Annotated in this window: 19 protein-coding genes; 8 read left to right on the forward strand and 11 right to left on the reverse strand. The window is 57.6% G+C overall.

Features of this window, described 5'->3' with window-relative positions; genetic code table 11:
- Positions 1-27: 27 nt before the first annotated feature.
- Both ACMGGN_RS01870 and ACMGGN_RS01875 read left to right on the forward strand, forming a co-directional pair.
- Positions 28-1320 (forward strand): carbohydrate porin, encoded by a 1293-nt coding sequence (locus tag ACMGGN_RS01870; RefSeq protein ID WP_223255080.1) that lies wholly within the window; start codon positions 28-30, stop codon positions 1318-1320.
- Positions 1321-1437: 117 nt separating this feature from the next.
- Positions 1438-2292 carry a D-hexose-6-phosphate mutarotase gene (locus ACMGGN_RS01875; RefSeq protein WP_115273973.1) on the forward strand — a complete coding sequence of 285 codons (855 nt, stop codon included), beginning with the start codon at positions 1438-1440 and terminating at the stop codon, positions 2290-2292.
- Here the strand turns inward: ACMGGN_RS01875 and hexR are convergent.
- The gene (gene hexR, locus ACMGGN_RS01880; RefSeq protein ID WP_174141604.1) at positions 2285-3148 is read right to left on the reverse strand and encodes a DNA-binding transcriptional regulator HexR; all 864 of its coding nucleotides are present in this window, start codon (positions 3146-3148) and stop codon (positions 2285-2287) included. The genes ACMGGN_RS01875 and hexR overlap by 8 nt on opposite strands.
- Before the next feature lie 211 nt (positions 3149-3359).
- Here hexR and zwf point away from each other — a divergent pair, with 211 nt between their 5' ends.
- From zwf to ACMGGN_RS01895, 3 genes are read left to right on the forward strand one after another with little or no spacing between them, the layout of a single operon-like run.
- A complete protein-coding gene (gene zwf, locus ACMGGN_RS01885) occupies positions 3360-4829 on the forward strand; it encodes a glucose-6-phosphate dehydrogenase (protein WP_119687711.1) in 1470 nt (489 codons plus the stop codon).
- Positions 4816-5529 carry a 6-phosphogluconolactonase gene (gene pgl / locus ACMGGN_RS01890; RefSeq protein WP_414156413.1) on the forward strand — a complete coding sequence of 238 codons (714 nt, stop codon included), beginning with the start codon at positions 4816-4818 and terminating at the stop codon, positions 5527-5529. Before zwf ends, pgl begins: the two co-directional genes overlap by 14 nt.
- A gap of 17 nt (positions 5530-5546) precedes the next feature.
- Entirely contained in the window at positions 5547-6221 is a 675-nt protein-coding gene (locus ACMGGN_RS01895) for a bifunctional 4-hydroxy-2-oxoglutarate aldolase/2-dehydro-3-deoxy-phosphogluconate aldolase (protein ID WP_012316013.1), read from the forward strand.
- Between the two features lie 284 nt (positions 6222-6505).
- Here the strand turns inward: ACMGGN_RS01895 and ACMGGN_RS01900 are convergent, their stop codons facing one another.
- From ACMGGN_RS01900 to aepX, 7 genes are all read right to left on the reverse strand, one after another.
- Positions 6506-7066, reverse strand: coding sequence for a cupin domain-containing protein (locus ACMGGN_RS01900; protein WP_161871655.1), 561 nt, complete (start codon positions 7064-7066; stop codon positions 6506-6508).
- Positions 7056-8207, reverse strand: coding sequence for a hypothetical protein (locus ACMGGN_RS01905; RefSeq protein ID WP_125924459.1), 1152 nt, complete (start codon positions 8205-8207; stop codon positions 7056-7058). Before ACMGGN_RS01905 ends, ACMGGN_RS01900 begins: the two co-directional genes overlap by 11 nt.
- Positions 8204-9088 (reverse strand): NAD(P)-dependent oxidoreductase, encoded by an 885-nt coding sequence (locus ACMGGN_RS01910; RefSeq protein WP_174141543.1) that lies wholly within the window; start codon positions 9086-9088, stop codon positions 8204-8206. Before ACMGGN_RS01910 ends, ACMGGN_RS01905 begins: the two co-directional genes overlap by 4 nt.
- A gap of 172 nt (positions 9089-9260) precedes the next feature.
- A complete protein-coding gene (locus ACMGGN_RS01915) occupies positions 9261-9830 on the reverse strand; it encodes a cupin domain-containing protein (protein ID WP_125924461.1) in 570 nt (189 codons plus the stop codon).
- On the reverse strand, positions 9827-10576 hold the full coding sequence (locus ACMGGN_RS01920) for a PHP-associated domain-containing protein (RefSeq protein ID WP_414156414.1): 750 nt from the start codon (positions 10574-10576) through the stop codon (positions 9827-9829). The genes ACMGGN_RS01915 and ACMGGN_RS01920 overlap by 4 nt, the downstream gene beginning before the upstream one ends.
- 3 nt (positions 10577-10579) lie before the next feature.
- The gene (locus tag ACMGGN_RS01925; RefSeq protein WP_125924463.1) at positions 10580-11140 is read right to left on the reverse strand and encodes an HD domain-containing protein; all 561 of its coding nucleotides are present in this window, start codon (positions 11138-11140) and stop codon (positions 10580-10582) included.
- A complete protein-coding gene (gene aepX, locus ACMGGN_RS01930; protein ID WP_161872947.1) occupies positions 11121-12005 on the reverse strand; it encodes a phosphoenolpyruvate mutase in 885 nt (294 codons plus the stop codon). The genes ACMGGN_RS01925 and aepX overlap by 20 nt, the downstream gene beginning before the upstream one ends.
- A gap of 210 nt (positions 12006-12215) precedes the next feature.
- Between aepX and ACMGGN_RS01935 the strand changes: the two genes are divergently transcribed.
- Positions 12216-13409 (forward strand): MFS transporter, encoded by a 1194-nt coding sequence (locus tag ACMGGN_RS01935; protein ID WP_174141542.1) that lies wholly within the window; start codon positions 12216-12218, stop codon positions 13407-13409.
- 110 nt (positions 13410-13519) lie between these two features.
- Here ACMGGN_RS01935 and leuA read toward each other — a convergent pair whose 3' ends face one another.
- From leuA to xseA, 3 genes are all read right to left on the reverse strand, one after another.
- Positions 13520-15193, reverse strand: coding sequence for a 2-isopropylmalate synthase (gene leuA, locus ACMGGN_RS01940; protein WP_125924466.1), 1674 nt, complete (start codon positions 15191-15193; stop codon positions 13520-13522).
- A gap of 400 nt (positions 15194-15593) precedes the next feature.
- On the reverse strand, positions 15594-16421 hold the full coding sequence (locus tag ACMGGN_RS01945) for a peptidoglycan DD-metalloendopeptidase family protein (protein WP_174141541.1): 828 nt from the start codon (positions 16419-16421) through the stop codon (positions 15594-15596).
- A gap of 3 nt (positions 16422-16424) precedes the next feature.
- A complete protein-coding gene (xseA, locus tag ACMGGN_RS01950) occupies positions 16425-17804 on the reverse strand; it encodes an exodeoxyribonuclease VII large subunit (protein ID WP_046784402.1) in 1380 nt (459 codons plus the stop codon).
- A 216-nt stretch (positions 17805-18020) separates the two neighbouring features.
- Between xseA and ACMGGN_RS01955 the strand changes: the two genes are divergently transcribed.
- Positions 18021-18578, forward strand: a complete 558-nt coding sequence (locus ACMGGN_RS01955; protein ID WP_046784400.1) for a hypothetical protein — start codon at positions 18021-18023, stop codon at positions 18576-18578.
- A gap of 86 nt (positions 18579-18664) precedes the next feature.
- Positions 18665-20134, forward strand: coding sequence for an IMP dehydrogenase (guaB, locus tag ACMGGN_RS01960; protein ID WP_008094438.1), 1470 nt, complete (start codon positions 18665-18667; stop codon positions 20132-20134).
- The last annotated feature ends 53 nt before the right edge of the window (positions 20135-20187 follow it).

The raw sequence follows: 20187 nt of genomic DNA on the forward strand, positions 1-20187 counted from the left end.
ACCTTGGGCTCGCTGGCCCTTCTGGCCATGGTTGGGAGTAGCGGGGTGCAGGCCGCCGAGGCCTTCTCCAGCGAATCGAAATGGATGACCGGCGACTGGGGCGGTACCCGCACCGAACTGCTGGAAAAAGGCTATGACTTCACCCTCGACTATGTGGGCGAGGTCGCCGGCAACCTCAATGGCGGCTACAACGACGACAAGACCGCACGCTACAGTGACCAGTTCGCCCTCGGCGCGCACCTGGACCTGCAGAAGATCCTTGGCTGGCACGATGCCGAGTTCAAGCTGGCGATCACCGAGCGCAGTGGCCGCAACCTCTCCAATGATCGCATCAGCGACCCGCGTGCTGGCCAGTTCAGTTCGGTGCAGGAGGTGTGGGGCCGCGGCCAGACCTGGCGCCTGACCCAGATGTGGATCAAGCAGAAGTACTTCGACGGTGCCCTGGATGTGAAATTCGGCCGTTTCGGCGAGGGCGAGGACTTCAACAGCTTCCCCTGCGACTTCCAGAACCTGGCCTTCTGTGGATCGCAGGTGGGCAACTGGGTCGGCGGCATCTGGTACAACTGGCCGGTCAGCCAGTGGGCGCTGCGGGTCAAGTACAACATCACGCCGGAGTTCTTCGTGCAGGTCGGCGCGTTCGAGCAGAACCCCTCCAACCTGGAAACCGGCAACGGCTTCAAGCTCAGCGGCAGCGGCACCAAGGGTGCGATCCTGCCGGTGGAGGCCGTCTGGTCGCCCAAGGTCAACGGCCTGCCGGGCGAGTACCGCCTGGGCTATTACTACAGCACGGCTGACGCCGAAGACGTCTACGAAGACGTCAATGGCAACCCGCAAGGGATCAGCGGCGCCGGTTTCAAATCACACTCCAGCAAGCACGGCTGGTGGGTGGTTGCGCAGCAGCAGGTCACCGCCCACGGCGGCGACGTCAGCCGCGGTCTCAGCCTGTTCGCCAACTTCACCGTGCACGACAAGGCCACCAACGTGGTCGACAACTACCAGCAGGTGGGGTTGGTGTACAAAGGTGCCTTCGATGCCCGGCCCAAGGATGATATCGGCTTTGGTGTCGCCCGCATCCACGTCAACGATGATGTGAAGAAGCGCGCCGAACAGCTTAACGCCCAGAGCGGCATCAATGACTACGACAACCCGGGCTTCGTGCCGCTGCAGCGTACCGAGTACAACGCCGAGCTCTATTACGGCTTCCATGTGACCAACTGGCTGACCGTGCGCCCGAACCTTCAGTACATCAAGAGCCCGGGTGGCGTGGATGAGGTGGACAACGCGCTGGTCGCAGGGTTGAAGATTCAGTCGTCATTCTGAGCACATTTGTTGTAAATTTACGCCAATCCAAAAACGGCTCCCGGCATCCACTGGCTTGCAGTGGTTGTCGGGGATAGGCCGAGACAGCGCTATCTCAAACAACAAGAGCTTGGAACCATGCCTGAACATCCGCTACATCGCTTCTTTTCCGTACAGAGGCCGAGGCCGACATTCGAGTGGGAGCGTTACCAGCAGCGCGATGTGCTGATCATCGATCACCCCTGCTGCCAGGCGGTTTTCAGCCGCCAGGGCGCACAGTTGCTGCACTTCCAGCCGGCCGGCGAGCGGCCATGGCTATGGTGCGCCGAACAGTGGCCGCAGGTGGGGGCAATCCGTGGCGGCGTGCCGGTGTGCTGGCCGTGGTATGGCCGCCACCCCAGCGAGGACCTGTGGCCGGCCCATGGCTGGGCGCGCCTGCTGGACTGGAAGCTGGTGGACAGCCGGGAGGACGAGGAGGGCGTGAGCCTGAAGTGGCGGCTGGACTTGTGCGACTGGCAGGTCGACCTGCATGCCCGCCTGGGCAGCCGCATGGAACTGAGCCTGAGTACCGAGCACCAGGACAGCGAACCCTGCCAGTTGAGCCATGCACTGCTGGCCTACTGGCGTATCAGTGACGTTTCCGAGATAGCGCTGTCCGGGCTTGAAGATATCGAAGGCTATGACCGTCTGAGCCGGCAAGCCTGCCGCGAGGAGGGCGCATTGAAGCTCAAGGGCGGCTGCCAGAAGGTCTACCCCGGCACGCCACGCGTGCAGTTGCAGGACCCCGCCTGGCAGCGTGAACTGTGTATCGATACGGGTGACAGCGACGATACTGTGGTGTGGCACCCAGGCAACCGCCCGTTGATGGGTGTGAGCGGGCGCGAGAGCCAGGGTTTCGTCTGTGTCGAGGCGGCCAGCGGCAGTGGCGAAGGCTTGAGCCTGGCGCCGGGGCAGCGCGCTCATTTGCGGCTGCAGGCGCACCGGCTCAGCTGAGTTCGTCGTCCTCGATCGGGTAGCGGCTGGCGTTGAGGCTTTCCTTGATCTTGCGCAGGTGCGGCTGGAAGTCCACGCCGCGGCGCAGGGTCATCCCGGTGGCGAGTACGTCGAGCACGGTCAGCTGGATGATCCGCGACGTCATCGGCATGTAGATGTCGGTGTCTTCCGGCAGCGGGATGTGCAGGCTCAGGCTGCACGCTTGGGCCAGGGGTGAGCCAGCGGCGGTCAGGCCGAGCACCGAGGCGCCGTTTTCCCGGGCCAGGCGCGCCACCTCCACCAATTCGCGGGTGCGCCCGGTGTAGGAGATGATCACGAACAAGTCGCCCGTGTGGGCCACAGAAGCCAGCATGCGCTGCATCAGCACGTCGGCGTGGGCCGAGACGGCGAGGTTGAAACGGAAGAACTTGTGCTGGGCGTCCAGGGCTACCGGGGCAGAAGCGCCCAGGCCGAAGAAGTGGATCTGCCGGGCCTGGATCATCATGTCCACGGCGCGGCTGACCTGCTGCGGGTCAAGCTGCTGGCAGGCACTGTCGAGCGAGGCGATGGCACTGGCAAAGATCTTCTGGGTGTAGGCTGCAGGATCGTCATCGGCCTCGACGGCGCGGCTGACATAGGCCGCGCCACTGGCCAGGCTTTGCGCCAGCTGCAGCTTGAGCTCGGGGTAACCGCTGACGCCGAACGAACGGCAGAAACGGTTGACGGTCGGTTCGCTGACCTTGGCCGCCTGGGCCAGTGCGGCAATGCTGAAACGGGTGGCTTGTTGCGGGTTGAGCAGGATGACTTCGGCGACTTTGCGTTCGGCCTTGTTCAGCTCGTCGAGGCGTCCCTGGATCTGCTCCAGGAGGTTTCGCACGCGGTCCATGGGTGTGTCCTTGGGTCGGGAAGACAGCCGGCTGGCGAAGCAGCAGGCTTTTTGCACGGTCGTCTATCGTACTGTCGGTACGGGTGGCGCACCACTTATCTGTAACACTTGTGTGTAATGTTGTGGTTTTTACTACATTTTCTCTTGAAAACCGTATGTGAAAGCGGTATTCCTAGGCCAACTTTAGGAAAGAACCAACATCATGGCTGCGATCAGTGTTGAACCTTGCACCTTTGCCCTGTTCGGCGCCCTGGGCGACCTGGCATTGCGCAAGCTGTTTCCTGCGCTCTACCAGCTCGACCGCGCCAATTTGCTGCACGCCGATACTCGCTTGCTGGCGCTGGCCCGCGAGCCTGGCAGCGTGCAGGAGCACCTGAATACCATCGATGCACATCTGCGCAAACATGTGGCGGAGGCCGATCTGGAACCTGCGGCGCTGGGGCGTTTTCTGGGGCGTCTGAGCTACCAGCACCTGGACTTCCTGCAGCCGGAGGGCTACCAGGCCCTGGCCGAGCAGGCACCTGCCGAGCTGCCGTTGATTGCCTATTTCGCCACCGCAGCTGCCGTGTATGGCGCGATCTGCGAAAACCTCGACAAGGCGGGCCTCGCCGCGCGCACCCGTGTGGTGCTGGAAAAGCCCATCGGGCACGATCTTGAGTCGTCGCGCCGGGTGAACGACGCCGTGGCGCGGTTCTTCCCGGAAAGCCGTGTTTACCGCATCGACCATTACCTGGGCAAGGAGACGGTGCAGAACCTGATCGCCCTGCGCTTCGCCAACAGCCTGTTCGAAACCCAGTGGAACCAGAACTCCATCTCCCACGTGGAAATCACCGTGGCCGAGAAGGTCGGCATCGAAGGCCGCTGGGGCTATTTCGACAAGGCCGGGCAGCTGCGCGACATGATTCAGAATCACCTGCTGCAGCTGTTGTGCCTGATTGCCATGGACCCGCCCAGCGAGCTGTCGGCTGACAGCATCCGCGATGAGAAGGTCAAGGTGCTCAAAGCCCTTGCGCCGATCACCGGCGAGGGCTTGAGTACCCGCGTGGTGCGCGGCCAGTACATTGCCGGCTACAGCGACGGCAAGCCGGTGCCGGGTTACCTGGAAGAAGACAACGCCAACGCCCAGAGCGACACGGAAACCTTCGTCGCCCTGCGTGCCGACATTCGTAACTGGCGCTGGTCGGGCGTACCGTTCTACCTGCGTACCGGTAAGCGCATGCCGCAGAAGCTGTCGCAGATCGTCATCCACTTCAAGGAGACGCCGCACTACATCTTCGCCCCGGAGCAGCGCTTGCAGGTCGGCAACAAACTGATCATCCGCCTGCAGCCGAGTGAAGGCATCTCTCTACGTGTGATGACCAAGGAGCAGGGCCTGGACAAAGGCATGCAACTGCGCAGCGGCCCCTTGCAATTGAATTTTTCCGACACCTGGCGCACCGCGCGGATTCCGGATGCCTACGAACGCCTGCTGCTCGAGGTGATGCGCGGCAACCAGAACCTGTTCGTGCGCAAGGATGAAATCGAATATGCCTGGAAGTGGTGCGACCAGTTGATCGCGGGCTGGCAAAGCGCCGGCGATGCGCCCAAGCCGTATGCGGCTGGGTCCTGGGGGCCGATGAGCTCGATCGCACTGATTACACGGGATGGGAGGGCGTGGTATGGGGATATCTGAATTGAATTTGCCGACATCGGTCAAGGCGCATCAGCTGAATGATGCCCGCGTACTTTCGGCAACATTGGCGGCTGATGTGGCCGAGCGCTTGCGCGCAGCCATCGCCGCGAAAGGGCGGGCTTGCCTGGTGTTGTCCGGTGGCCGCAGCCCGGTGCCGTTCCTGGAGAAGCTGGCGACCGAGGCCCTGGACTGGTCCAAGGTCACCGTCAGCCTGGCCGACGAGCGTTGGGTGCCGGTGGAGCACGCCGACAGCAATGCCGGTTTGCTGGCCCGCCATCTGTTCCAGGGGGGCGCTGCCAAGGCTCGTTTTGTCGGGCTGTATCAGCAGGCCGAGAACCTCGACGCGGCGGCCGCCCAAGCCGACCAGGCATTGGCCGATCTGCCGGCCATCGACGTGCTGGTACTGGGCATGGGCGACGATGGTCATACCGCTTCGCTGTTCCCCGGCAGCCCGAATCTGGCCGAAGGCCTGGACCTGAACAGCACGCGCCGCTGCCTGCCGTTGCTGGCGCCGAGCGTGCCGCACCAGCGCCTTTCGCTAACCCGTTCCCTGCTGGCCAGCGCCGCGTTCATCGCGCTGTCCGTGCAGGGCACGGGCAAACTCGCTACCCTGCGCGCCGCGCTGGCGGGCAACGACTTCAATGAAATGCCGATTCGCGCCTTTCTTCACGACCCCCTGGACATCTACTGGTGCCCATGAGCAAAGGATCCACTGTCATGACCACCCTTGAACGCCCCCAGCCTCTGCTCTCGATGGCCGAGAAAGCCGCCCGGATCGATGCGATCTGTGGGGCGGCGCGCATCCTGCCGGTGATCACCATCGCCCGTGAGGAAGACATCCTGCCGCTGGCCGATGCCCTGGCCGCTGGTGGTATCCGCACCTTGGAAGTAACCCTGCGCTCGCAGTATGGCCTGAAGGCTATCCAGGTGCTGCGTGAGCAGCGTCCGGAACTGTGTGTCGGCGCCGGCACCGTGCTCGATCGCAGCATGTTTGCAGCGGTTGAAGCCGCTGGCGCGCAGTTTGTCGTTACCCCGGGGATCACCCAGGACATCCTCGAGGCTGGGGTGGACAGCGATATCCCATTGCTGCCGGGCATCAGCACGCCTTCGGAAATCATGATGGGTTATGCCTTGGGTTATCGCCGCTTCAAGCTGTTCCCGGCGGAAATCAGCGGTGGCGTGGCAGCGATCAAGGCCTTTGGTGGCCCGTTCGGTGATATTCGATTCTGCCCTACCGGTGGGGTCAACCCGGCCAACGTGCGCAACTACATGGCGCTGCCCAATGTGATGTGCGTGGGCGGAACCTGGATGCTCGACAGCAGCTGGATCAAGAACGGCGACTGGGCGCGGATCGAAGCGTGTAGCGCCGAGGCGATGGCTTTGCTGGACTGATACTGAATTTGTTGTGTGCTTTACGGCTTATGGGGCGCTTGGTCGGCGCCCCTTTTTTTGCCCGGCGTTTTTGAATTGCCAGTGCCGACCCTTTCGCGGGTAAACCCGCTTTCACAGGCATTGCACAGCGTTCGAATTCTGTGAAGTCTCTATGGGAGCGGGTTGACCCGCGAAAGGCCGGTATAGGTTAAAAAAGCCCGCATCAAATATGCGGACTTTCTCGTTCATCGCGGCACCGCTTAAGTCGACTTGGCTTTCTCCCGGCTCAGCGACTGTGACAGTAGTTAAAGGTAGTCAATCGCGAGAATTTGTGAATCCGGTTCAAGTTTATAGAAACAATGAGGAGTCCATTCTTCAATGAAAATGGAATCTCCCTCATTTAGTACCTCGTTGTGAAGATGTGGATGACTTCCCCATTTAACCCCTACTGTCCCAGAGAGAATGTATACGAATTCTCTAGCCTTATGTCCGGCGTTTAGTATTGCCTTCTCGGCCGATGGGAATAGAGGGGTAGTCCTGAGTACCAGCAGATTTTTATCTGAAGTTGTCTTGAGTAAGTGGCGGTAAAAATAGGCAGGCTCACCCTGCACGTGCCGTAGGCGATCGAATCGGATGAGTCCGCCGAAAACGCAGCTTTGAGATTTATCGTACTCGCCGCCTAATTCGTCAATCACATAGGCTGCTGTGACGTTAAGATGTTGGGCAATATTTTTAAGCTGCGTAGAGTTAATTGTAATGCCGTCGATGGTTCTATCATAGAGGCCTCGAATATTATCTAAAGTCATTTTTCGTTTTTGTATTAATTTCTGAAGGTCATCGAGTCTTGCTGTGATGTTAAACTCCATGTTGCCTTCCTTTCTTTATAGTGGAGCAAAGCATGGCCACATCGGTAAGAGTTATGGCACTTGATTTAATCATGGATACCTCTCTTACCAATTGTAGCAATTGCTGGACTTCATCATCTGAGCATGTGATTTGCAATTGGTCCAATGCGTATTTTATTGAGGCGCGTCCAGAATGTTTACCGACGATAATGTGACGTTCGCGCCCCATCACGCTTGGGTCGTAAGGCTCGAATGACTTGCCGTTGTTGAGAGTACCTTTTGTGTGAATACCTGACTCGTGAGAAAAAATGTTGCTGCCCACGATGGGCTGCCAAGGATTGATTTGAGAGCCAGTTGCATTGGCGACAATCTCAGAGAGTGTTTGAAGCTTTTCCGGCTTAACACCAAGGTCAATCCCGTATTGAATTTTTAGGGACATTACCATTTGCGCCAGGTCAGGCATTCCCGCTCGTTCACCAATACCGTTTACAGTGGCATGAAAATATTTTGCGCCTGCCTGCAAACCGGATAATGTATTGCTTACACCGAGGCCGAAGTCGTTATGAGCATGGCACTGGGTATCAATCTCCACTGCGGATACCACTGTACGGATGATGGAGTGGTACTGTTCAGGCGTAAGCACTCCAATCGTGTCAGAGAGCCGTAACCTATCGGCTCCCGCTTCGCAGATGTGGCCGGCATAATCAACGACAAATGACAAGTCTGAGCGGGCAACATCTTCAGCGCTGATTGAGACAAATACATCGCGTTGCTTTGCACAGTCTATTAATTCGCATGCCTGTCTGACAAGCCAGTCCTTTGATTTGTTTATGCTGTGCTTCAGGTGGACCTCTGAGGTGGGTAACCCGATATGTATGTATCGGTAGCCTGCGTCGAGTGATGCTTCTACGTCTGCACGTATCCCTCTATTCCAGCCTACCAGTCGAATATCAGTTCCCTGTGTGCGCTCTAGCATCTCACTTAATGTTCGGCTCTCAGTGCCGCCCATCGCATATATACCGCCTTCAATCCAGCGTATGCCCGCGTCGATAAGGGCATCGAATATCTTTAGTTTAGTTGCTCTTCCAAACGAAATGCCAGGTGCTTGCTCGCCATCTCGTAATGTCGTGTCTTCGACGATAATATCTTGACGTGGATTCATGATGTAACACTCCGTCGTTGAGCGAGTAGTGAAAAGTATTGGCATTGGTCAACGTCGTCGCCAAAGGCGTGTCTGGCGTCGATGAAGCATTGGATCGCCATCGCTGTTGCTGGATAAGCCTTAAGGTCTGGTAATTGAGATTGCGCCAATTCCAAATCTTTACAGCGGACGGCCAGCGTCACATGACTAGTTGTCAACCCTGAGAGAATATAGTTCAGCGATACATGCATGTAGGCAGAACGACCGCGGCAGGAAGTGAATACCTTCACCATTGATTCGAGATCCAAGCCCAACGCCTGCCCTTGATGAATAACTTCCAGGGCCCCTGCTAGATTGATAGACTCTGCCAGATTGTTGAGGATTTTAAGTTGCTGTGCCTTTCCAGGTTGTTTAACGTAGTTGATTGTTTTGCAGATTTTTATGAGTATGGGATGTGCCAATGAGTAGGCTTGTTCATTGCCTGAGACAATAGAGCATAATTTTCCCTGGAGAGCGCCCATTACTCCCCCAGAGATCGGGCATTCGATATAACTCACACCGATATTTCCGAACGCTTCATGTAGGTTGACCGCAGACTCCGCTGATAAGGTGCTGAAGTCAATTACGACTTTTCCTTCTTGGAGCGAATAAAGCAGTCCGTCAGTATCTGAGTAATAGATTGCCCGTAGTGCACTTTCTCCGCTAACACATACAAGAATAATGTTTGCGTTAGCTGCGAGCTCTCTCAAGTTGTTTTTCCAAAGTGCCCCTCGGTGTATCAGTTTTTCAGCTTTTTCGTACGTGCGGTTGTGGATTAATACCTCGACGCCAGTGTCTAGAAGTCGATGGCATATGGCATGACCCATTTGACCTAGGCCAATTAATCCGACGGTGATAGTCATGGTTTGATCCTCTATAATTCACAAGGCATGCATACCTGCAATTTCAAGTAGATAAAGGAGTGCAGCACGGCATGCTTGATGCCTGCCGGTGGAGCTTGCGTCAGTGACTAGTTTTCTAGAAGGTGGCTAGTGTGAAAATTATCCTATGCCACCTGGTCTGTTGTTTTCAATGCTAGCCATAGTTGATGGCGATAATTTCTGATTTCTCACCAGGTACATTGCTGACAAACCCGTGAGGTACATCGGGGAGAATGAAGATGGAGTCGCCCTCGTTCAATATCCCTTCTTTAAACTCATTGTCAGAGTCCAGCCACCGAACCCGTACGCTCCCTTTAGTTACGTATACAACTTCCTTTGATGAGTGTCCGTCATTCAAAGGCATGCATTGGAAGTCGTTGGCGCGTACATCCAGTCGTAGAGCCATTAATCGAGGGTCTTGATTGGTTGTAACCAAATGCTCATAAGTGTAGCAATGAGTACCATTTCTGATTTCTTCACGCTTGAAGCCAGTTCCTCGCCTAGCTATTTTTACGCCATTATCCAAGTCGGTAATAGTAAAACCTAGAAAAAGATCGCTCAGTGGCAAGGCCAAGTAGCTAGCAAGCTCTCTCAATTGCTCAATACTTTCGAAGTAAGCGAATTTGTCATCGAGCTCCACATCACAAACGTGTGACATGGTCATCTTTCTCGAGGCAAGGAGTCTCTCAAGGTTGTTTTTGCAAATAGTTATTTTGTTGTTCATGGTTCCCTTCTCTCTGTGTCGGTTTGGCGATGGATCCTAGCCAAAGCAGTTAAACGCAATGAGTCGCGATCCGGTTCGTGCGTTGTGTGATGGCTGTGCAGCCATTTTTTCAGGGTGAGTGGACTGTGCGTGTTATCTTCATTTATAAGTGTTTTACAAGCGCCTATGGATATGAATGAGTGAGAATCAGACCCTCCTGTAGTGTCGAGATTTAATGTCGATGCTAATGTCAAGTATTTATGTATGTTAGTGAGGTCTTTGGCCGGGACCTCGATCGCGTTTATGCAGCGTTTTAAAGCTTCAAGATCTGAGCATGTCTTACCTGGCCAAAAAATATGGTCCGCTACTAGTTTAAAAGGTCTGCCTCGCTTCTCTAGCAGTCCATGAAGCGTATCCAGGGTATACGCGCTCGCTCGTCGATCAAGACTCAGCAGTGTTTCCAGGTCAGCATGCACGCCAATGTTCATATTGTTCGCGAGATGTAGCTCTGCACCGGGTAACACAAGGACACCGTTACAGATAACTGAGCCATCTCCCTGCGTGCTACCACCGAGGCGATTGCTGCAGAATAGACCCAGCATCAGTTTTTCGTAAGCATCAGCTTCGATGTGTTCGGTGATGCAGATTGCATCGAGTTCATTAAAGTTTGCTACTTTCAGCGTCTGGCTCACTGAGTTCCAATCCGGCTCTGCTTGCTGCTTCCACATGAGCAGATGCACATGAGCATCCAATATTGTCCTTTTCATTCATCACCTCATTACGGCCATGATGATTTTTTCATACCTTGAATACGCATTCACGAATCCATTGTCATACGGCGTGTCATCAAATTTTCGGATGGATAGCGCGTCATGGTGGTATGGCTGGTTTTGAAACGCCAAGATTTCTTCGCTTGTCATACGTCCCCCTTGGTTAAGTAAGCTTGACAGTGATCCCGAACTCAGTTGATCGTTGTAGTTTTCATTAACGGTGATTAAGTATCGCTTTGCATCGATATGGAGTTGAATGGGGATGCAGACTGACTGAGGGAACCATCGGTTTAGCCATTGGGCACCCAGATCAGCATGCTGGCAGTCCTTTTCATATGGAGTCATTTCCGGGTCACTGTTGCATAGGAAATGGCCAATGTCGTGGAACAACGCTGCGACAATCACTTCTTCCGCACAGCCCTCAGTCAATGCTTGGTGAGCACTCCAAAGCGAGTGCTCCAAGAGTGTCTCGCCGTTGCTAAGCTTTACTTCTTTACATTCAAGCATGATTGTTTTGAGCATGTGGCAGGCAGCCCGCATGCTAGCTTTCTTGTCGAGCATAAATCAGCTCCGCATCCTTTAGTTCGTCGTAGTTCAAAAGTTGAAATACTTCGGAGAGCGAACAGATGTTATTGTCGATGTTGCAGATGCTATTGTCTGCCTGAATTTGTGCTGCTGCATTTCGCATTGCAAGCAATGAGGCCCGCATCATTTGGTTTGCACATATATACACCGAGACCCCAACTTCCTGTAGTAGCTCCGTCGACACGTTTTTATAGGTTGTTGGGGCAACTATCAAAGGGCAGCGTCCTGCCCAGCACTTACTGAATTCCAATATGTCGAATCCGTCTGTCTCTTTGGAGTGTATAAAAATTCCATCGGCACCTGCTTCGTAGTACTGCTCCGCTCGTTTCAAAGCCGCCTGGACACTCATTCCGGCTACCAATGCTTCTGTACGAGCAATAACAATAAAGTCATCGTCCCGTTTCGAATCCTGCGCAGCTTTAATCTTTCCGCAAAATTCATCCACGCTACTAAGTGCGTGCTCATGGCTGACGAACGAGTTCATTTTAGGAAACTGTTTGTCTTCTAAAGAAACTCCAGCTATCCCATAGTGCGACAGGCGCTTAACTATGTGCCTTACATTATTGAAATTCCCGAAGCCTGAATCTCCGTCGAAAAGAACAGGGATATTTACTGCGTCAGCTATGCATTGAGCGACCTCCATGACCTGACTCCATGATGCCTCATTGCAATCGCGAAGCCCCATCGCTGAGGAAATAGCGAGTCCCGACGCCCAAATAGCTGGATAGCCCGTCTCCTCGACTATTCTAGCGGAGAGCCCATTGTGGGCCTCCAGAATCAGGTCGAGCCTGCCGTTGAATAATAGTTTTCGGAAACTTCCTACAGTTTTTTTTCTTGACATCACAAACTCCGTTTTTTGTTGTTGTGGATGAGTTGCTGATTCAGTCTTAGTCGCACTTGGTGAAAAACTCAATGCCCTGTATGGTTTTTTTACATTTGCTCTTCCATAGATAAAATTGTCACTGTCAGGTGACAATTCAACCTAATCTGCTGGTTGACGGTAGATTGGCCGCGATTTACGCTTCGTTGATTGATGTGTAACTAGTTAATTATGAACAATCAATCAAAGGCAATAACATGTCTGCTTCTTGCTTTCTTTGTCGAGGCGTGTGCAGCGCAGGTGATTTTTATCTACGTACCGCTAAGCATGCTAAGTGGGTCGGGGGATGAAGTTTTCTCAGCGCTGCTAAGAGCGACCGTTTATTTAGGTCCAGTTGCCTTTGGTTATTGGGCTGGGAGACTTGTGGATGGAGTTCGCTCGCGAGCCTTAGGTTTCTTGGTCGCGCTGGGGCTATGCTGTCATGTGGCGTTGTATGCGATTCGGCGAGGGGGATGGACGTTGTTAGAGACGTTTGTTCTATTAAGTGTGATTTCCATCGGGATATATATACTCAGCAATCTTCGTGCTTGCCTGATACCCCGTATCCTCCATAAAGATTTACTCCCGCGCATGAATGCAGGATTACTTATCGTCGAGCACTGTGCGCTCATCCTATCGCCCGTCGCCGTCTCATATTTTTTGATGTTGAAAAATCCGGTGGTAGTATTTTATGGTGCTTCCATTTGTTTTTTGCTTTCAAGTTTTCTGTATCGCTACTCCTCTTTGGAACTCCCGCCTCGCATCGCCCCGGTTGTCCCCACTTCCTTTATCTCCAGCTATAGGGCGCTTGTGCAAAACAAGCCGCTGGTGCATGTTGTTTATATCGTCGTGGGCAATAATGCCTTCACAGCTATTTATCTTTTTTTCGTGCTCCTGAGTGCTGCGGACAGTGGGGTATTCAATATCAGCGAAACACCATTCCTTTTGGTTTCATATGCTTTGGGTTCCATTTTTTCCGGATTAGTCGCACCGAGGATGATGCGTGCATTAAATACCCGCATTGCTGTGTGTACATGCAGTGCTGGAATGGCTGCATCAGGGGTGTCGCCACTTGGACTAGGAACGGTTGAGTCTTACTATGTGTCAGCCTTTTTCGTGGGCTTCTTTGGGGCCTATGTGATCATTACAGCTTGGACATTGAGACAGGCGCTGGTACCCGCGGCTTTGCTTGGCAGAGTCACCGGAATTACCAGTGCACTCTTCAAAGTTTCGATGCTGCTTTCTGTCCCATTGGCAGGGTTGATAAGCAGTTCTTTTGGCAGTGCTGTAGCCATACTTGCGGGTATTGTGCCCGTAGGGTTAGGGCTCGCACCTATGGCAGTCGCTTCGTTGAAAGTGAAAATGGGTAGTCCTCATACTGACTGACGGGCCTGATTTTTCTTAAACTGTTGTTTAAGCTGGCTGACAAGTCCAACTGGTGAATCCAGGGTAAAAAAAAGCCCGCATCAAAGATGCGGGCTTTTTTGGGGGGCAAGTTACGCGGCCTTGGCCTCTTGCTGGCTCAGCGAGCGGTTCAGCGCGCTGAACAGTGCCTTGAAGCTGGCCGTGGTGATGTTCTCATCGATACCCACGCCGTGCACCGGGCGGCCACCGGCCACGCGCAGTTCGATGTAGGCCGCGGCCTTGGCATTGGTGCCGGCACCGATGGCGTGCTCGTTGTAGTCCATGATCTCCACCGCAACCGGCAGGCCGGCTACCAGGGCTTCGAGGGCGCCATTGCCCTTGCCGCGCCAGTGCAGGGTAGTTTCGCCTTCACCGGCGACTTCCACTTCCACTGCGCTGTGGCCGTTTTCTTCCTGCAGGCGGTGGCTGACCAGTGCGTACGGGCTGTTGGCCTGGAGGTATTCCTTGTGCAGCAGGCTGTAGATCTGCTGCGCGGTCATTTCCAGGCCAAGGCGGTCGGTTTCACCCTGAACCACCTGGCTGAACTCGATCTGCATGCGGCGCGGCAGGCTGATGCCGTACTCCTGCTCGAGCAGGTAGGTGATGCCGCCTTTGCCCGACTGGCTGTTGACGCGGATCACGGCCTCGTAGCTGCGGCCGATGTCGGCCGGGTCGATCGGCAGGTACGGCACTTCCCACAGCTCGCCTTCCTGCTGCTTGGCGAAGCCCTTGCGGATGGCGTCCTGGTGCGAGCCGGAGAACGCAGTGTGTACCAGGTCACCGACATACGGATGACGCGGGTGAACCGGCAGCTGGTTGCATTCTTCGACCACCTTGCGCACGCCGTCGATGTCGGAGAAGTCCAGTTGTGGGTCGATGCCCTGGGTGTAGAGGTTCAGCGCCAAGGTCACCAGGTCGACGTTGCCGGTACGCTCGCCATTGCCGAACAGGCAGCCTTCGGCACGGTCGGCACCGGCCATCAGGCCCAGTTCTGTGGCGGCGATGCCGGTGCCACGGTCGTTGTGGCAGTGCAGGCTGATGATCACGCTGTCGCGGCGGCTGATGTTGCGGCAGAACCACTCGATCTGGTCGGCGTAGATGTTCGGCGTGGCAACTTCCACGGTGGCCGGCAGGTTGAGGATGACCTTGTGCTCTGGCGTCGGGTTCCACACTTCGATGACCGCGTCGCAGACTTCCTTGGCGAACTCAAGCTCCGTGGCGCTGAAGGTTTCCGGCGAGTACTGGAACGTCCACTGGGTTTCCGGCTGCTGGGCGGCGTACTTGACGAACAGCTTGGCCGCGTTCACCGCGATGTCCTTCACGCCTTGCTTGTCCTGGTTGAAGACGATGCGGCGGAACGACGGGCTGGTGGCGTTGTACAGGTGGACGATGGCCTTCTTGGCCCCGCGCAGCGATTCGAAAGTACGCGCGATCAGGTCTTCACGGGCCTGGGTGAGCACCTGGATGGTGGTGTCATCCGGGATGTGACCCTCTTCGATCAGGGTGCGCACGAAGTCGAAATCGGTCTGCGAGGCGGACGGGAACGAGGCTTCGATTTCCTTCACGCCAACCTGCACCAAGGTCTTCCAGAACCGCAGCTTCTTCTCCGAGTCCATCGGCTCGATCAGCGACTGGTTGCCATCACGCAGGTCCGAGCTGCACCAGATCGGCGCTTCGGTGATGGTCTTCGACGGCCAGGTACGGTCTGGCAGGTCGATGGTCGGGAAGGCGCGGTACTTCTTCGAAGGGTCTTTGAGCATGGTCATGGAAGCAATCCTTTTGTGTGCGGCCGAGATCGGGCCTGCCGAGCGATAACGAGATGAAGAGGCGAGGCGACGCGATCAGCCTGGTAGTCGGGCGCTGACCAGGCAGAGGCTGCGATGTTGTCGGAGCAGGATGAGGGTGCTGAAGGTTTTCATGCCTTCAACCCTAACCAGTGGGGTGAGGGATGGCAAGCGCTGGCGAAAAATTGAGATAAATGCTTAAAAAAATCCTAATCGCGAGATTTTATGGCTGATATTCATTCGTGGCTTTCAGCTTGTTGCGCTGTATTTTTTGATTGCGCAAATCAAGCTAACGGGTGCGAGTGTGTTGGCCCCATCGCCGGCAAGCCGGCTCCCAGAAGGGCGTGGGAGCCGGCTTGCCGGCGATGAAGGCGCCACGGCGTCAGGGCTGGAACGCACCAATGAAGATGGCCGGGTCCACCCGCGCATCATTCAGGCTGACATTCCAGTGCATGTGCGGCCCGGTCGCCCGCCCGGTCGAGCCAACCCTGCCCACCACATCGCCGCGACGCAGTTGCTGCCCCACGTTCACATCAACCTTCGACATGTGGCAGAACATGCTGATGAAGCCCTGCCCATGGTCGACGAACACCGTGCGGCCGTTGAAGAAATAATCGCCCACCAGAATCACCTTGCCATTGGCCGGTGTCTTGATCGGCGTGCCCGCAGGCACCGCGAAATCGAGCCCCGCATGGGGGTTGCGCTCTTCACCGTTGAAGAAGCGGCGTACGCCGAACTTGCTCGACAGCGGGCCGCTGACCGGCTTGTCGAGGACCAGGTTGCTCGGCAGGTTCGGGCTGAAGCTGCGGTAGGCCTTGATCTGCTCGGCCAGTTCACGGTCGATGCGCTTGAGGTCGGCGGGGTGGGGGTTGACCTGGCGCTTGTTCTTCAGGGTGATGTGCTGCTCGGGGTACTTCTTGTTGCCCACGCTGAACGGCAGGCTGCGCCCGCCCTGGGTCAGCAGGGCCGGGCCGGGCTTGTGCGTCAGCGGAATGCCGACGATGGCCAGCCAGTTGTCCTGCTCTTTCACCACCAGCACCGGTTTGCCGTCGAAGCGTGCGCTCGGCGCCGTGGCCGCCGGGCCCAGATCGACCACGGCAACGCCGCCCGGGACGGGCTTGTTCAGGATGCGGGTGATGTAGCTGGCCTGGGCGCCGCCGGCCAGCAACAACAGGGATAGGGCAAGCAGAGGGGCAAACAGGCGGGGCATGTGTCAGTCCAGTAGGGAAAGGGTGACCGGAGTCAGGTGGTTGTCCTCGACCCGCACCTGCAATTCGCCCTCATTCAGGCGGGCTGTCAGGCGCTGGCCGTTGCGGGTTTGCTCGGCACTGCGGATGGCCTGGCCACGCTCATCGAGAAGGATGCTGTAGCCGCGTGCCAGGGTCGCCAGCGGGCTGACCACCTGCAGCGTCTGCAACTGCGCCTGAAAGCGCTGGCGGCGGTCCTTGAGCACCTCGCGCATGGCCCGCGGCAGCCGCTCGGCGAGGCTGTCCAGGCGTTGGCTGAGCAGTTTCAGCGTACGCCCCGGATGCTGCGCGGCCAGGCGTGTGTCGAGGCGCGCCAGGCGTTCGCGGCGCTGGTTGAGGCTCTGCAGGAAGGCGCGGCGCATGCGCATGTCCAGGTCGTCCAGGCGCTGTGCCTGCTGGCGCAAGCGCTCGCCGGGGTGGCGCAGGCGCCGGGTCAGCGATTCCAGGCGCAGGCGGTCGTGGGCCAGGCGGTTCTGCATGCGCAGCAGCAGGCGCCGCTGCAACCCTTCAAGGCGCTGCTGCAGCCCGCTGCTGTCGGGTGCCAGCAGCTCGGCGGCGGCAGAGGGCGTAGGGGCGCGCACATCGGCGACAAAGTCGCTGATCGACACGTCGGTCTCATGGCCCACGGCGCTGACGATCGGCGTGACGCAGGCCGCTATTGCACGCGCCACGGCTTCTTCGTTGAAGCACCACAGGTCTTCCAGCGACCCGCCGCCACGGGCCAGGATCAGGGCATCGAAACCGAGGCTGTCGGCCAGGCGGATGGCGCGCACGATCTGCGCAATGGCTTCGCGGCCCTGTACTGCTGTTGGGATCAGGTTCAGTTCGACCTGCGGGGCGCGGCGGCCGAACACGCTGATGATGTCGCGGATGACCGCGCCGGTGGGCGAACTGATGATGCCGATGCGCTGCGGGTGGGCGGGCAGCGGCTTTTTGCGTTCGGCGCTGAACAGGCCCTCGGCGCCGAGCTTTTCCTTCAGTGCCTCGAAGGCCAGGCGCAGAGCGCCGTCACCGGCCGGTTCGACGGTGTCGAGAATCAGCTGGTAGTCGCCACGGCCTTCGAACAGCGAGACCTTGCCGCGCACACGCACTGCCAGGCCATCGCGCAGGGCCTGGCGGACACGTGTGGCGTTCTGCCGGAACAGCGCGCAGCGCACCTGGGCGCCGCTGTCTTTGAGGGTGAAGTACATGTGGCCGGAGGCCGGGCGGGCGAGGTTGGATATCTCGCCTTCCACCCAGACGCTGCGGAACACGTCTTCCAGCAGCACACGGGCGCGGCCGTTGAGCTGGCTGACGGTGAGAACCTCGCGGTCCAGGCCGAGTCGTTCGAAGGGGTCTTTGATCATGGGGGCATGATAAGGGGGTGGGTGGGGAGCGCCAAGTGCAAGGGGCGAGATTTTGGGGGTGGATAATAGAGGAGCGGGGTGGGGGCGGGTGATGCCTTGAGTGTTGCAGCGTTGATGAATCGAGCGCCGCCCGCGGCCTTGCGCTGATCGGTCGCTACCTGAGCGCGTGAGCGGTAGAATTGCGCGATTACCGCAATCCCCAGGCCCGTTTCGCCCATGAACACCCAGAGCATCATCGTCCCGAAACTCTCCACCGTGCCGGTGCACGAGGCCCGCGCCCGGGCCATCCTGCGCTGGCTGGTACGCGAAAAAGTGGTCGAGGAGCAACTGACCACTTGCGGTCGCACCGGCAACCGCATGGGCCATGCCCTGGCCGAAGGCGCGCGCAAAATCGCCCTGCACCCGCAAAAGCTGCCGTTTGGCGCGCCGGTCAACGGCCTGGAAGTGATGCTCAAGCGCTGCATCTATACCCCCACCGAGGGTTTCCTCGAAGAAGCCGGCTGCCCCGAGTGCCGGCGCGAGGTGGGCGAACCCTTGTTCGAAAGCCTGGAAGAGTGGATGCCGGGGGTGAGTGACAACTTCACCTGCCCCTTGTGCGGCTTCGAGGACGACATCAATGGCTTCATTTACCTGCAGCCATGTGCCTTTTCCAACCTGGGGTTCATCTTCAACAACTGGGGCGAGGCCGGGTTTACCCAGGCCTTTCTCGACAGCTTCGCCGACTGGCTGGACCAGCCGGTGGCGGTGGTGCAGGTAAAACTGCCAGAACGCTGACCGAAGGCCCTTATTTTGCATTGAGCGGCGCGCCGTGGATGAGTATAATGGCGCGCTTCCATTTTTCCCGCCCGGGAGCCCCCGCGATGCTGCGTATCAGCCAAGAAGCCCTGACTTTCGACGATATCCTCCTTGTACCTGGCTACTCCGAGGTACTGCCCAATGAAGTCAGTCTCAAGACCCGTTTGACTCGTGGCATCGAGCTGAACATCCCTCTGGTTTCCGCCGCCATGGATACCGTGACCGAAGCGCGCCTGGCCATTGCCATGGCTCAGGAAGGCGGCATCGGCATCATCCACAAGAACATGACCATCGAACAGCAGGCCGGCGAAGTCCGCAAGGTCAAGAAGTTCGAGGCTGGCGTGGTCAAGGACCCGATCACCATCGAAGCCGACGCCACCGTGCGCGACCTGTTCGACCTGACCCGCCTGAACAACATCTCGGGTGTTCCGGTGCTGGAGAACGGCGACCTGGTCGGTATCGTCACTTCCCGTGACGTACGCTTCGAAACCCGCCTGGATGCCAAGGTGCGCGACGTGATGACGCCCAAAGAGCGCCTGGTCACCGTGCGCGAAGGCGCCGACAAGAACGAAGTCCGCGAGCTGCTGCACAAGCACCGCCTGGAAAAAGTCCTGATCGTCGACGACAAGTTCAGCCTCAAGGGCATGATGACCGTCAAGGACATCGAAAAAGCCAAGGCCTACCCGCTGGCCAGCAAGGACGACCAGGGTCGCCTGCGCGTCGGCGCTGCCGTCGGCACCGGCAAGGACACCGGCGAGCGTGTTGCCGCCCTGGTAGCTGCTGGCGTTGACGTGGTTGTCGTCGACACTGCCCACGGCCACTCCAAAGGTGTGATCGACCGCGTTCGCTGGGTCAAGGAAACCTACCCGCAAGTTCAGGTGATCGGCGGCAACATCGCTACCGGCGCTGCGGCCAAGGCCCTGGCAGAAGCCGGCGCTGACGCCGTCAAGGTCGGTATCGGCCCAGGTTCGATCTGCACCACCCGTATCGTCGCTGGTGTCGGCGTACCGCAAATCAGTGCCATCGCCAACGTTGCCGCGGCACTGGAAGGCACTGGCGTGCCACTGATCGCCGACGGCGGCATCCGCTTCTCGGGTGACCTGTCCAAGGCCATCGTCGCCGGTGCTTCCTGCGTGATGATGGGTTCGATGTTCGCCGGTACCGAAGAAGCCCCGGGTGAAGTCGAGCTGTTCCAGGGCCGTTCCTACAAGGCCTACCGCGGCATGGGCTCGCTGGGTGCCATGGCACAGGCGCAAGGCTCCTCCGACCGTTACTTCCAGGACTCCTCGGCCGGTGCCGAGAAGCTGGTGCCGGAAGGTATCGAAGGCCGCGTACCGTACAAGGGCGCCCTGGCCGCGATCATCCACCAGCTGATGGGCGGCCTGCGTTCGTCCATGGGTTACACCGGCAGCGCAACCATCGAAGAGATGCGCACCAAGCCGGAATTCGTGCGCATCACCGGTGCCGGCATGGCCGAGTCCCACGTGCATGACGTGCAGATCACCAAAGAAGCCCCTAACTACCGGGTCGGCTGAAGCCTCCAGCGGTAAGTAGCAAGCTTCAAGCTCCAAGCGGTAGTTGCGTTGCA

This window comes from Pseudomonas sp. BNK-30 (assembly GCF_047456185.1).
Classification (GTDB): Bacteria; Pseudomonadota; Gammaproteobacteria; order Pseudomonadales; family Pseudomonadaceae; genus Aquipseudomonas; species Aquipseudomonas putida_E.